12 protein-coding genes are annotated in these 12,907 nt (G+C 72.5%); 8 read left to right on the forward strand and 4 right to left on the reverse strand.

The features are described 5' to 3' along the window. The first annotated feature begins 43 nt into the window (after positions 1-43). Positions 44-655 carry a nucleoside triphosphate pyrophosphatase gene (locus tag IF17_RS0102120; RefSeq protein ID WP_030561540.1) on the forward strand — a complete coding sequence of 204 codons (612 nt, stop codon included), beginning with the start codon at positions 44-46 and terminating at the stop codon, positions 653-655. Between the two features lie 30 nt (positions 656-685). Here IF17_RS0102120 and IF17_RS0102125 read toward each other — a convergent pair whose 3' ends face one another. Further along, a complete protein-coding gene (locus tag IF17_RS0102125; protein ID WP_373036591.1) occupies positions 686-1,126 on the reverse strand; it encodes a hypothetical protein in 441 nt (146 codons plus the stop codon). Positions 1,127-1,260: 134 nt separating this feature from the next. On the opposite strand from IF17_RS0102125, the gene IF17_RS01000000136090 reads away from it, so the two are divergent. The 3 genes from IF17_RS01000000136090 to IF17_RS0102140 all read left to right on the forward strand — a co-directional run bounded on the left by IF17_RS01000000136090 (position 1,261) and on the right by IF17_RS0102140 (position 4,618). Continuing rightward, the gene (locus IF17_RS01000000136090) at positions 1,261-1,851 is read left to right on the forward strand and encodes a DUF6461 domain-containing protein (RefSeq protein WP_030561544.1); all 591 of its coding nucleotides are present in this window, start codon (positions 1,261-1,263) and stop codon (positions 1,849-1,851) included. A 286-nt stretch (positions 1,852-2,137) separates the two neighbouring features. Beyond that, a complete protein-coding gene (locus IF17_RS0102135) occupies positions 2,138-3,892 on the forward strand; it encodes an acetyl/propionyl/methylcrotonyl-CoA carboxylase subunit alpha (protein ID WP_030561547.1) in 1,755 nt (584 codons plus the stop codon). A 183-nt stretch (positions 3,893-4,075) separates the two neighbouring features. Next, positions 4,076-4,618 carry a TetR/AcrR family transcriptional regulator gene (locus IF17_RS0102140; protein ID WP_443045842.1) on the forward strand — a complete coding sequence of 181 codons (543 nt, stop codon included), beginning with the start codon at positions 4,076-4,078 and terminating at the stop codon, positions 4,616-4,618. Positions 4,619-4,845: 227 nt separating this feature from the next. On the opposite strand, the gene IF17_RS0102145 is transcribed toward IF17_RS0102140, so the two are convergent. Both IF17_RS0102145 and IF17_RS0102150 read right to left on the reverse strand, forming a co-directional pair. Continuing rightward, the gene (locus IF17_RS0102145) at positions 4,846-5,817 is read right to left on the reverse strand and encodes a DeoR/GlpR family DNA-binding transcription regulator (RefSeq protein ID WP_076965721.1); all 972 of its coding nucleotides are present in this window, start codon (positions 5,815-5,817) and stop codon (positions 4,846-4,848) included. 219 nt (positions 5,818-6,036) lie between these two features. Continuing rightward, the gene (locus tag IF17_RS0102150) at positions 6,037-7,476 is read right to left on the reverse strand and encodes an NAD(P)H-quinone dehydrogenase (protein ID WP_030561556.1); all 1,440 of its coding nucleotides are present in this window, start codon (positions 7,474-7,476) and stop codon (positions 6,037-6,039) included. 323 nt (positions 7,477-7,799) lie between these two features. Here IF17_RS0102150 and IF17_RS0102155 point away from each other — a divergent pair, with 323 nt between their 5' ends. The 3 genes from IF17_RS0102155 to IF17_RS0102165 all read left to right on the forward strand — a co-directional run bounded on the left by IF17_RS0102155 (position 7,800) and on the right by IF17_RS0102165 (position 11,010). After that, positions 7,800-8,237 (forward strand): gamma-glutamylcyclotransferase family protein, encoded by a 438-nt coding sequence (locus tag IF17_RS0102155; protein WP_030561558.1) that lies wholly within the window; start codon positions 7,800-7,802, stop codon positions 8,235-8,237. A 105-nt stretch (positions 8,238-8,342) separates the two neighbouring features. Then, entirely contained in the window at positions 8,343-9,167 is an 825-nt protein-coding gene (locus tag IF17_RS0102160; protein ID WP_030561561.1) for a purine-nucleoside phosphorylase, read from the forward strand. 202 nt (positions 9,168-9,369) lie between these two features. Continuing rightward, complete coding sequence (locus IF17_RS0102165; protein WP_030561562.1) at positions 9,370-11,010, forward strand: phospho-sugar mutase; 1,641 nt, start codon at positions 9,370-9,372, stop codon at positions 11,008-11,010. Between the two features lie 165 nt (positions 11,011-11,175). Here the strand turns inward: IF17_RS0102165 and IF17_RS0102170 are convergent, their stop codons facing one another. Then, positions 11,176-11,829: a PH domain-containing protein gene (locus IF17_RS0102170; RefSeq protein WP_030561563.1), complete on the reverse strand. Its 654-nt coding sequence runs from the start codon at positions 11,827-11,829 to the stop codon at positions 11,176-11,178. Between the two features lie 128 nt (positions 11,830-11,957). On the opposite strand from IF17_RS0102170, the gene deoC reads away from it, so the two are divergent. Further along, entirely contained in the window at positions 11,958-12,905 is a 948-nt protein-coding gene (gene deoC / locus IF17_RS0102175) for a deoxyribose-phosphate aldolase (RefSeq protein ID WP_030561564.1), read from the forward strand. Positions 12,906-12,907 lie beyond the last annotated feature (2 nt).

Raw genomic sequence — 12,907 nt, forward strand, 5'->3', positions numbered from 1 at the left:
ACAAGGTCAACAGGGTCCATCGAGGGCGCGGGCCCCTTCTACGATGGCCGGTATGACTGATCAGCGCCGCCTCGTCCTCGCCTCCGCCTCCCCCGCCCGCCTCGGCCTGCTGCGCCAGGCGGGTTTCGCCCCCGAGGTGATCGTCAGCGGGGTGGACGAGGACGCCCTGAGCGCCCCCACCCCCGCCGAGCTGGCCCTGCTGCTGGCCCGGGCCAAGGCGGCGGCGGTCGCGGAGCGCCCCGAGGCGGCCGGGGCCCTGGTCATCGGCTGCGACTCGGTCCTCGAACTGGACGGCGAGGCGCTCGGCAAGCCGGCCGACGCCGAGGAGGCCACCGCCCGCTGGAAGGCGATGCGCGGCCGCTCCGGCATCCTGCAGACCGGCCATAGCGTGATCGACACCGCCTCGGGCCGCCACGCCTCGGCGACGGCGTCCACCGTCGTACGGTTCGGCGAGCCGAGCGACGCCGAGGTCGCCGCGTACGTGGCGTCGGGCGAGCCGCTGCACGTGGCCGGGGCCTTCACGCTGGACGGCCGGTCGGCACCGTTCGTCGACTCCATCGAGGGCGACCACGGCAACGTGATCGGCCTCTCGCTGCCGCTGCTGCGGCGCCTGCTGGCCGAACTGGACATCTCGGTCACGGAGTTGTGGGTCTGAAAACGGCTTCCGGGCGTTCCCGGCGGCGGCTCAGACGGCCGCCGGGGCCACCTCGTCACTCACCCGGTCCTCGCCACGGCCCTCGGGCCCGTACGAGAGCAGGGTGAACACCAGCAGGGCCAGCACCACCATCATGAAGGCGAAGGCGGCCCAGCCCACCAGCCCCACGGTCACCGCCCCGAGCACCCCGTGCACCACCGCGCAGCCGATCAGCGCGATCCGCCCGAACCGCCCCGGCGCGCGGTCCCGGACCCCGGCCAGCAGCGCGATCAGCCCGCATCCGATCAGCAGCGCGGCGGAGACCCCGCCCATCACCCAGGTCCCGGCGGTCATGGCCTTCGGGTCCATCCCGGCCAGTGACATGTTCTGGTTCTCGGTGACCGTGGCGAGGACGGCGTTGACGGCGAAGATGCCCACCGCCTCGCCGAACAGCACGAGCGCGGTCACGATCGCCACCGGTCTGCGCAGCAAAGCACCACCCCCTGTTACTTGCGGTACGTGCGTGTCGCGGACCTTACTCACCGGTATTCCTCCGGACAAGGGGTGCGCTGCCGCCGCTCGGTGAGTCGGTCCGTCTGCCAGAGGGGCGTGACAGCATCCGCCGCATGACGGGTACACATGCGGACCGCGGCCTGGAGATGTTCCGGGTGGGCGACTTCCCCCTCTACACACTGACCTTCGTACGGGGCACGAGCCCCGCCGAACTGCTCTCCCGTACGGGCGCCGACCCGGAAAGGCTCGCCCTGCGCGACGGCATGGACCTCGCGGACGACTTCGGCGACGACCTCTACGACGACGAGGAGCCGGTGGTCACCACCGGCGTCGACGGCTCCTGGACCTGGGCGTGGGAGCAGGGCGGTGTGCACGGGCTCGACGAGCGCATCCTGAGCGCCGTGTCCCTCGGGACCGAGGCCGTCGTCCTGCACCACAACGAGAAGCCGATGTACTGGTTCACGTACGCGGTCGACGGCGAGGTCGTCGTGGACTTCCACACGCTCCAGGCGATCGAGCCGACCGGGCAGGACCCGACACGTCTGGACGATCACATGCGTCCGCTGGGGCTCGTCCCCGGCGCACGGGCCCCCCTCCACGGAGTCCTGTCGCTCGTCGAGAACGCTTTCGGCATCCGGCTGACGGAGCCGGCGGAGGCGGACGATCCGCGGCTGAGCGGCCGGCTGGGTCCGCTGCCGGAGTGACTCCTCGGGCCACGGGGTCCGTACGCCACGCAAAGAATCCCCCGGCCGTTCGTAGGGAGTCCACAAAGAAACGCCGTGAGGCGTTGACCTTCAGGACAGAGACCTGCACCACACCGGGTAGTTACTGTGCGGTTGTAGAACCCGGCGTACCGTGGTGCCACAAGGGATTTCCCTACTGAGGCAAGCCTCGAATCACACTCCGTGTGGGCAAGCTCACCATTGGGGACGGGTCGTAGCGCCGTGTCGGTAGTCCCTAAACTCAGCTTGTTTCCAGGAGGGAGTCATCGTGCGCAAGGTGCTCATCGCCAACCGTGGCGAAATCGCTGTCCGCGTTGCTCGGGCGTGCCGGGACGCGGGGATCGCGAGTGTCGCGGTCTACGCCGATCCGGACCGGGACGCGTTGCACGTCCGGGCCGCCGACGAGGCGTTCGCGTTGGGCGGTGACACCCCGGCAGCCAGCTATCTGGACATGGCCAAGGTGCTCCAGGCCGCCGCGGACTCCGGCGCGGACGCCATCCACCCCGGCTACGGGTTCCTGTCGGAGAACGCCGAGTTCGCCCAGGCCGTCCTGGACGCCGGACTCACCTGGATCGGCCCGCCGCCGCAGGCCATCCGCGACCTGGGTGACAAGGTCGCCGCCCGCCACATCGCACAGCGCGCCGGCGCCCCGCTGGTGGCCGGCACCCCCGACCCGGTCGCCGGTTCGGCGGAGGTCGTCGCGTTCGCCGAGGCCAACGGGCTCCCCATCGCGATCAAGGCCGCCTTCGGTGGTGGCGGGCGCGGGCTGAAGGTGGCCCGCACGCTGGAGGAGATCCCGGAGCTGTACGACTCCGCCGTCCGCGAGGCCGTCGCCGCGTTCGGGCGGGGCGAGTGCTTCGTCGAGCGCTACCTGGACAAGCCGCGCCACGTGGAGACCCAGTGCCTGGCCGACCAGCACGGCAACGTGGTCGTCGTCTCCACCCGTGACTGCTCGCTCCAGCGCCGCCACCAGAAGCTGGTGGAGGAGGCCCCGGCCCCCTTCCTCTCCGAGGCGCAGAACGCGGAGCTGTACGCGGCGTCCAAGGCGATCCTGAAGGAAGCCGGATACGTCGGCGCGGGCACGGTCGAGTTCCTCGTCGGGGCCGACGGGACGATCTCGTTCCTGGAGGTCAACACCCGCCTCCAGGTCGAGCACCCCGTCACCGAAGAGGTCACCGGCATCGACCTCGTACGCGAGATGTTCCGCATCGCCGACGGCGAGGAGCTCGGTTACGGCGACCCGGCCGTGCGCGGGCACTCCTTCGAGTTCCGCATCAACGGCGAGGACCCCGGCCGCGGCTTCCTCCCCGCCCCCGGCACGGTGACGACGTTCGCGCCGCCGACCGGCCCCGGTGTCCGCCTGGACGCGGGCGTCGAGTCCGGCTCCGTGATCGGCCCGGCCTGGGACTCCCTCCTGGCCAAGCTGATCGTCACCGGCGCCACCCGCGAGCAGGCCCTCCAGCGCGCCGCGCGTGCGCTGGCCGAGTTCCAGGTCGAGGGCATGGCCACCGCCATCCCCTTCCACCGCGCCGTCGTCGCCGACCCCGCCTTCACCGCGGACCCGTTCACCATCCACACCCGCTGGATCGAGACGGAGTTCGTCAACGAGATCAAGCCGTTCGCCGCCCCGGCGGAGTCGCACGCGGAGGACGAGGCCGGTCGCGAGACCGTGGTCGTCGAGGTCGGCGGCAAGCGCCTGGAGGTCTCGCTGCCCTCCTCGCTGGGCATGAGCCTGGCCCGTACGGGCCTCGCGGCCGGCGCCAAGCCGAAGCGCCGCGCGGCGAAGAAGGCCGGCTCCGCGGCCTCCGGCGACTCCCTCGCCTCCCCGATGCAGGGCACGATCGTCAAGGTCGCGGTCGAGGAGGGCCAGGAGGTCAAGGAAGGCGACCTCGTCGTCGTCCTGGAGGCCATGAAGATGGAGCAGCCTCTCAACGCCCACCGCTCCGGCACGGTCAAGGGGCTCACGGCGGAGGTCGGCGGTTCCGTCTCCTCCGGCGCCCTGATCTGCGAGATCAAGGACTGACGGCTCGGGGTCCGTACGGATTCGTACGGAGGGGCCCGGCCGGCGTCGTCAAAGACGCGGCCGGGCCCCTTCGCGTGCAGTGGCATCCTGGATCCCGACAGCCCTATAGACCGAGGGAGGGCGGGAGCCATGGCAGGGCCGATCTCGATGGAGCCGGGCACGGCACGGCCGCCGGAGCGGCCGATGCGCGCGGACGCCCGCCGCAACCACGAACGGCTGGTCGGCGTGGCCCGTACGGCCTTCGCCGAACACGGCACGGATGCCTCGCTGGAGGACATCGCGCGGCAGGCGGGCGTGGGCATCGGCACTCTGTACCGCCACTTCCCCCACCGGCACGCCCTGATGAACGCGGTCTTCCAGGACGCCCTGCGCTCCCTCCTGGACCGCTCCCGCGAGCTGGCGGGCGCCGAGGCTCCGTGCCGGGCGCTGGTGGACTGGCTGGGGGCGATCGTCGCTCACGCGGGTGAGTACCGCGGGCTGGCCCGCGCGCTCATGTCGGCCTCGCAGGACGAGACTTCGGCGCTCGCCCAGTGCCATCTGCCGTTGCGGGAGGCGGGGGCGGGGCTGTTGCGGCGGGCGCAAGAGAGCGGGTCGGTGCGGGCGGATGTCTCGATCGACGATCTGCTGCAGCTGACGAACGCGATCGCGCTGGCGGCGGAGCAGTCGGCGGATGATCCGGAGCTGGCGGGGCGGTTGCTGCGGCTGACGTTGCGGGGGTTGAAGTAGGGGGTGCGGTCGGTGGGCGGCCGCGGGTAGGTGGGCCGCTGCGCGGGGCCTCCCCCCGCCCCGCCCCTTCCCGAAACCGGGGCTCCGCCCCGGACCCCTTTCGTCCTCAAGCGCCGGACGGGCTGAGGTTTCGGGGCTCCGCCCCGGACCCCGCTCCTCAAACGCCGGAGGGGCTGACAGGCGCGGAGCGGGGGTTCGGGGGCAGCGCCCCCGACAGGGGCCCGGGCCTACCGCCGCCGCAGGTCCGCCACCCGGGCCCGCTCGCCCGACGACGATGCCTGGTCGGACAGGGACGACGCGCTGCGCAGTTGCGGTCCCAGGCCTCCGGCCCGGCCCGTCGTCGTCCGGCGCTGGCCCGGGAGCGGCATGTCGCGGCGGGGGCGGCGGTCCCCGGGGGGTGCCTCGCCCGTCTCCGCGTCCGGGCCCGCCACCGTGACCTCCACGCCCTGGTCCGCCAGCGCTTGGAGCTCCGCGGCCGCGCGCTCGTCGTGGAGCGGGGGCTCGTCCGTCACCAGGCGGGTGATCAGTTCCGTGGGCACCGTCTGGAACATCGTGTCGGCGCCCAGCTTCGTGTGGTCCGCCAGGACGACCACCTCCGCGGCGGCCTGCACGAGGGCCCGGTCCACGCTGGCCGAGAGCATGTTGGAGGTGGACAGGCCACGCTCCGCCGTGAGGCCGCTCCCGGAGAGGAAGGCCCGGGAGACCCGCAGCCCTTGGAGGGACTGCTCGGCCCCGCTGCCCACCAGCGCGTAGTTGCTGCCGCGCAGGGTGCCGCCGGTCATGACGACCTCCACCCGGTTGGCATGGGCCAACGCCTGGGCGACCAGCAGCGAGTTGGTGACGACGGTCAGGCCGGGGACCCGCGCGAGCCGGCGGGCCAGCTCCTGCGTGGTCGTACCGGCGCCGACCACGATGGCCTCGCCCTCACCGACCAGCGAGGCCGCCAGGTCGGCGATGGCCGTCTTCTCCGCGGTGGAGAGATGGGATTTCTGCGGAAAGCCGGACTCCCGCGTAAAACCGCCCGGCAAGACCGCACCGCCGTGCCGGCGGTCGAGGAGTCCTTCTGCCTCCAGTGCCCGCACGTCCCGCCGTACGGTCACTTCGGAGGTCTGGACGACGCGGGCGAGCTCACGGAGCGATACCGCCCCGTTGGCACGCACCATTTCGAGGATCAACTGACGACGTTCTGCAGCGAACACGAAACTGACAGTAACCTGGCCGCCGGTGAGTTTTCAGCAGTTTGCGCCGAATAACGGAAGTTGTACATCCGGCGGTCACCGAAGTGGTATAGGGGCTTTCGTTGTTGTCCGGGTGTGATCGCCGAGCGGTCAGCACCCTCGCCCGGACTGACAGGGGTTGCCGGGGAATGTCGGAATTCCCCGGCAACCACAAGGCCTACAGCGGGTCTTGACTTGGTGTCAGCCCTCGTCCGTCAGCTTGCGGGTGTGCAGCTGCCGGGCCACCTCTGCGATCGATCCGGACAGCGACGGGTACACGGTGAACGCCTTTGCGATCTGTTCCACGGTCAGGTTGTTGTCGACCGCGAGCGAGATCGGGTGGATCAGTTCGCTGGCGCGCGGCGCGACGACGCAGCCGCCGACCACGATCCCCGTACCGGGACGGCAGAAGATCTTGACGAAGCCGTCGCGGATGCCCTGCATCTTGGCGCGCGGGTTGCGCAGCAGCGGCAGCTTCACCACCCGGGCGTCGATCTTGCCCGCGTCCACGTCCGCCTGGCTGTAGCCGACGGTGGCGATCTCCGGGTCGGTGAAGACGTTGGCGGAGACCGTCTTGAGGTTCAGCGGGGCGACCGCGTCGCCGAGGAAGTGGTACATCGCGATCCGGCCCTGCATCGCCGCCACCGAGGCCAGCGCGAAGATCCCGGTGACGTCTCCGGCCGCGTAGACGCCGGGGGCGCTGGTGCGCGAGACCCGGTCGGTCAGGATGTGGCCGGAGTCCTTCAGCCGTACGCCGGCCTCCTCCAGGCCCATGCCCGCGGTGTTGGGGATCGCGCCGACCGCCATCAGGCAGTGCGAGCCGGTGATGACCCGGCCGTCGGCCAGCGTCACCTCGACCCGGTCGCCGACCCGCTTGGCCGACTGGGCGCGGGAGCGGGACATCACGTTCATGCCGCGGCGCCGGAAGACGTCCTCCAGCACGGCGGCGGCGTCCGGGTCCTCACCCGGCAGCACCCGGTCGCGGGAGGAGACGAGGGTGACGCGGGAGCCGAGCGCCTGGTACGCCCCGGCGAACTCGGCGCCGGTGACACCGGAGCCGACCACGATGAGCTCCTCGGGGAGTTCGTCGAGGTCGTAGACCTGGGTCCAGTTCAGGATGCGCTCGCCGTCCGGCTGCGCGTCCGGGATCTCGCGGGGGTGGCCGCCGGTCGCTATCAGCACGGCGTCGGCGCTGAGCCGCTCCTCGGTGCCGTCGGCGGCGGTGACGACGACCTGGCGGGAGCCGTCGGCCGCCTGGAGCCCGTCGAGCCGGCCGCGGCCGCGCATCACGCGGGCGCCGGCCCGGGTGACGGAGGCGGTGATGTCGTGGGACTGGGCGAGCGCCAGGCGCTTGACGCGGCGGTTGACCTTGCCCAGGTCGACCCCGACCACCCTCGCCGCGTGCTCCTTGTGCGGCGTGTCGTCGGCGACGATGATCCCCAGCTCCTCGTACGAGGAGTCGAAGGTCGTCATCACCTCGGCCGTCGCGATCAGGGTCTTCGATGGCACGCAGTCGGTGAGTACCGAGGCTCCGCCGAGGCCGTCGCAGTCGACGACGGTCACCTCCGCGCCGAGCTGGGCGCCCACCAGAGCCGCCTCGTAGCCGCCGGGGCCGCCGCCGATGATCACGATCCGGGTCACGAAAAGTCCGCCTCGCGTGGGTGTCATCCCCACGGCCGTCTGCCGCCCCGGCCGGGGGTCCGGGGGATCGCCCCGGGGGAATGCAGTACGTACTCCATTGTCCCGCACGCGCCAAGCGGATTCGCCCCGGGGCCCTCCATACGGGAGCCGGGGCTCCGGACGCACGGGAGCCAGGGCTCCGGGCGTACCGGCGCGGAGGCCGCCGCCGTACCGGAATCGCCCCACCCGCACACCTCTTCGAACCCCCGCCCGGCACTCCCCCGACCGGGGCCTTCGTCACAGGAACCGGCACTCCCGCGCCCCCCTCCCGTACCCTCGGACCCATGTCGCTCTACGCCGCGTACGCCGGCAACCTCGACGCGCGGCTCATGACCCGCCGCGCCCCGCATTCCCCGATGCGCAGCACCGGCTGGCTCAACGGCTGGCGGCTGACCTTCGGCGGGGAGCAGATGGGCTGGGAGGGGTCGCTGGCCACCGTGGTGGAGGCGCCGCGCTCCCAGGTCTTCGTCGCGCTGTACGACCTGGCGCCGATGGACGAGGACTCCATGGACCGCTGGGAGGGCGTCGGGCTCGACATCTACCGGCGCATGCGCGTCCGTGTGCACACTCTGGACGGCGAGGAGCCGGCCTGGATGTACGTGCTGAACGGGTACGAGGGCGGCCTGCCCTCGGCGCGCTACCTCGGCGAGATCGCGGACGCCGCCGAATCCGCCGGCGCCCCGCACGACTACGTGATGGGCCTGCGCAAACGGCCCTGCTGAGCGGGGTGCGGCCGCCACTCTTCGTGCGAAGCCACAAAGCCAACCGGCGAGTCTTTGCACCGGTACATCTACGCGCGTAGGCATTCAGCGGTTACGCTCTTCCGCGTGAACGCATCAGTTATTCCGGACAACATCCAGGGCGACCCGTACGCAGCCGCTGCCGGGGCCGCCGCCCGCCTGCGCGAGCTGACCGGCGCCGAGACCCACGACGTCGCCCTGGTCATGGGCTCCGGCTGGGCGCCCGCGGGCGAAGCACTCGGCGAGCCGGAAGCCGAGTTCCCCGTCACCGCGCTCCCCGGCTTCCCGGCGCCCGCGGTCGAGGGCCACGGCGGCACCATCCGCTCGTACAAGATCGGCGAGAAGCGCGCGCTGGTCTTCCTCGGCCGCACGCACTACTACGAGGGCCGCGGCGTCGCCGCCGTCGCCCACGGAGTCCGTACGGCGGTGGCCGCGGGCTGCAAGACGGTCGTCCTGACCAACGGCTGCGGCGGCCTGCGCGAGGGCATGCGCCCCGGACAGCCGGTGCTGATCAGCGACCACATCAACCTCACGGCGACCTCGCCGATCGTCGGCGCCAACTTCGTCGACCTGACCGACCTGTACTCGCCGCGCCTGCGCGCGCTGTGCAAGGAGATCGACGACACCCTCGAAGAGGGCGTGTACGTCCAGTTCCCCGGCCCGCACTACGAGACCCCGGCCGAGATCAACATGGTCCGGGTCATGGGCGGCGACCTGGTCGGCATGTCCACCGTCCTGGAGGCCATCGCGGCCCGCGAGGCGGGCGCCGAGGTGCTCGGCCTCTCCCTGGTCACCAACCTGGCGGCGGGCCTCTCCGGCGAGCCCCTGAACCACGAGGAGGTCCTCCAGGCGGGCCGCGACTCGGCGACCCGGATGGGCGCGCTGCTGGCCCGGGTGCTGGACCGCATCTAGGCCTGCCGGCCGCGCCGGTCCGGCTTCCTTTTCAGCCCGTCCGGCGTTTGAGGACCGGGGTCCGGGGCGGCGCCCCAGTTTCGGGAAGGGGCGGGGAGGGGAACAGCCCGCGCAGCGCCCACCCCCGCCCGCCGCACCGCCCCACCCGGCCCCACCGGACACCCCGCACCACCCCACCCGCACACCCCGAAAGGCGGACCCCGTGCAGCACGACCTCATCGCGCAGGCCAGGACCTGGCTGGCCGAGGACCCCGACCCCGAGACGCGCGACGAGCTGGGTGCCCTCATCGAGGCGGGCGACACCGCCGAGCTCGCCGACCGTTTCGCGGGCACGCTCCAGTTCGGCACCGCCGGACTGCGCGGCGAGCTGGGCGCGGGCCCCATGCGGATGAACCGGTCCGTGGTGATCCGGGCGGCGGCGGGCCTCGCCGCGTACCTGAAGGCCCAGGGCCAGGCCGGCGGCCTCGTCGTCATCGGCTACGACGCCCGCTACAAGTCGGAGGACTTCGCCCGCGACACCGCGGCCGTGATGACCGGCGCCGGCCTCCGCGCCGCCGTCCTCCCCCGCCCGCTCCCCACCCCCGTACTCGCGTACGCCATAAGGCACCTTGGCGCCGTCGCCGGCGTCGAGGTCACCGCCAGCCACAACCCGCCCCGCGACAACGGCTACAAGGTCTACCTCGGCGACGGCTCGCAGATCGTGCCCCCGGCCGACGGCGAGATCGCCGCCGCCATCGCCGCGGTCGGCCAGCTGGCGGACGTCGTACGCCCCGAGGACGGCTGGGAGACCCTCGGCGAAGAGGTCCTGGCCGCCTATCTCGCCCGTACGGACGCCGTCCTGGCCCCCGGCAGCCCCCGTACCGCCCGCACCGTCTACACCGCCATGCACGGCGTCGGCACCTCCGTGCTGACCGCCGCCTTCGAGCGCGCCGGGTTCCCCGCGCCTGTGCTCGTCGCCGAGCAGGCCGAGCCCGACCCCGCGTTCCCCACCGTGGCCTTCCCCAACCCGGAGGAGCCCGGCGCGATGGATCTCGCCTTCGCCACCGCACGCCGGGCGGCGCCGGACCTGATCATCGCCAACGACCCGGACGCGGACCGCTGCGCCGTCGCCGTGCCCGACACCGCCACCGAGGGCGGCTGGCGGATGCTGCGCGGCGACGAGGTGGGCGCGCTGCTCGCCGCGCACCTGGTCGAGCGGGGCGTCTCCGGCGTGTTCGCGGAGTCCATCGTGTCGTCGTCGCTGCTCGGCCGGATCGCCGAGAAGGCGGGCCTCGGCTACGAGGAGACCCTGACCGGCTTCAAGTGGATCGCCCGGGTGGACGGCCTGCGGTACGGGTACGAGGAGGCGCTCGGCTACTGCGTCGACCCCGAGGGCGTCCGCGACAAGGACGGCATCACCGCCGCCCTGCTCGTCGCCGAGCTCGCCTCCGTACTCAGGGAGCAGGGCCGTACGCTGCTCGACCTGCTGGACGACCTGGCGCTCGCCCACGGCCTGCACGCCACCGACCAGCTCTCGGTGCGGGTGGAGGACCTGACGGTCATCGCGGACGCCATGGCCCGCCTCCGCGAGCAGCCGCCTACCGCCCTCGCGGGCCTCGCGGTCACCTCGGCCGAGGACCTGTCGCAGGGCACGGAGGCGCTGCCGCCCACCGACGGGCTGCGCTACCAGCTGGAGGGGGCCCGGGTGATCGTCCGCCCGAGCGGCACCGAGCCGAAGCTGAAGTGCTACCTGGAGGTCGTGGTCCCGGTCGCGGATGCCGCCGGGCTGCCCGCCGCACGGGCGCGGGGCGCGGAGCTGCTCGCCGGGATCAAGCGGGACCTGGCGGCGGCCGCCGGGATCTGACGCGGAGGCCGGGAAGGCGGCTCACCGGGCCGCCGGACGCGGCCTGGTCCGCCGCCGGTCCGGCTCAGGCGGCCGCGGTCCAGATCAGGCGGTCGCGGTCCAGCTCAGGCTCTCGCGGTCCGGCTCAGGCGGCCGCTGTGCGACCTGGTCCACCGCCGGTACGCCTCAGCCGGTCGCCCACAGCACCGCGAGCAGGACCGCCCCGACGACGGCCGGGGCCATCACCTCGTACGCCCACCGCACGGTGACCGTGCCGGGGCCGTCGCTCTGGGGGTCGCCCGCGCGCTCGGCCAGCTCCCGCAGCTCCTTGATCGTCTGGTCGCCGGTGGCGACGGTCGGATCGGTGGGCTGCGGGGCGTCGGCGCCGAACCCGGGGCCCAGGGACAACCCGGCGCCCCTCCCCTTGCGCGGCGGCCGGGACGCCGCCCGCGCGGCCTTCTTGCGGTCGCGCAGCGAGACGGGCACCGCCCACAGCTGGTACTTCGTGCCGTCGCCGGAGATCAGCTCGGAGGTGTAGGCGGCTCGGACACTGGCGACCTCGGCCCAGGGCAGCTGGATCGTCCGGAACGGGTTGCGGATCCGGACGCGGTCGTCGTTCACGAACACGGCGGGCCGCAGACTGAACGCCACGATCAGCGGCACCGCGGTGAGCAGCCCGGCCAGGGCCAGCCACGGCGTCCGCCCCGAGCCCCGGATCACGGCGTCGCCGGCCAGCAGGACGGTCAGCACAAGGAGCAGCGACCCGCAGACCAGCCCGGCCGCGGAGCGGTAGATCCGGTCGGCGAACTGCGGCTCATCAGGGGGCGTGGGGCTCGTCATGGGGCCGATTGTGCCTGACGGCCCCGGGGGGAGGGGCATCTGCCCCACGCGCATGTGTGGCGGTGCGCACGGTTGGGCCGTCCCCCTGTACAGGTCGCTACGCGCGTAGATATGCTCCCCTGGTGACCATGCCCACCACTGCTCCCGCATTCTCCGACGCGACGGCGTCCGACAGTGCGCTGCGCCGCTTCCTCTTCGGGCTGCCCGGCGTCGACGCCGTCGGCCTCGAAGCGCGCGCCGCCTCCCTCGGAACCCGTTCGATCAAGACGACGGCCAAGGCGTACGCCATCGATCTCGCCATCTCGATGATCGACCTGACGACGCTGGAAGGCGCGGACACCCCGGGCAAGGTCCGGGCTCTCGCCGCCAAGGCCGTCCACCCCGACCCGACCGACCGCACGACCCCGCGCACCGCCGCCGTCTGCGTCTATCCCGACATGGTGGCGACCGCCACCGCCGCGCTCGCCGGTTCCGGTGTGAAGGTGGCGTCCGTGGCGACCGCCTTCCCGGCCGGCCGTGCCGCGCTGGACGTCAAGCTCGCGGATGTCCGTGACGCCGTGGCGGCCGGGGCCGACGAGATCGACATGGTGATCGACCGGGGGGCCTTCCTCTCCGGCCGGTTCATGAAGGTCTACGAGGAGATCCTGGCCGTGAAGGCCGAGTGCGGCACCGCCCGCCTCAAGGTGATCTTCGAGACCGGTGAGCTCGCCACGTACGACAACATCCGCCGGGCCTCCTGGCTCGGGATGCTGGCGGGCGCGGACTTCATCAAGACCTCGACCGGCAAGGTGGCCACCAACGCCACCCCCGCCAACACGCTGCTGATGCTGGAGGCCGTCCGCGACTTCCGGGCGCAGACCGGCGTACAGATCGGTGTGAAGCCGGCCGGCGGGATCCGCACGACCAAGGACGCGGTCAAGTTCCTGGTGCTGGTGAACGAGACGGCGGGTGAGGACTGGCTGGACAACCACTGGTTCCGGTTCGGCGCCTCCAGCCTCCTCAACGACCTGCTGATGCAGCGCCAGAAGCTCAGCACCGGCCGTTACTCCGGCCCCGATTACGTGACGGTGGACTGATA

The sequence above is a fragment of the Streptomyces cyaneofuscatus genome (assembly GCF_000718135.1).
Taxonomy (GTDB): Bacteria; Actinomycetota; Actinomycetes; order Streptomycetales; family Streptomycetaceae; genus Streptomyces; species Streptomyces cyaneofuscatus.

Coding starts and splice junctions, on each gene's coding strand:
- deoC (WP_030561564.1), top strand. CDS start 11,958: ATGCCCACCACTGCTCCCGCATTCTCCGACGCGACGGCGTCCGACAGT.
- IF17_RS0102140 (WP_443045842.1), top strand. CDS start 4,076: ATGCGCGCGGACGCCCGCCGCAACCACGAACGGCTGGTCGGCGTGGCC.
- IF17_RS0102170 (WP_030561563.1), bottom strand. CDS start 11,829: ATGACGAGCCCCACGCCCCCTGATGAGCCGCAGTTCGCCGACCGGATC.
- IF17_RS01000000136090 (WP_030561544.1), top strand. CDS start 1,261: ATGACGGGTACACATGCGGACCGCGGCCTGGAGATGTTCCGGGTGGGC.
- IF17_RS0102120 (WP_030561540.1), top strand. CDS start 44: ATGGCCGGTATGACTGATCAGCGCCGCCTCGTCCTCGCCTCCGCCTCC.
- IF17_RS0102155 (WP_030561558.1), top strand. CDS start 7,800: ATGTCGCTCTACGCCGCGTACGCCGGCAACCTCGACGCGCGGCTCATG.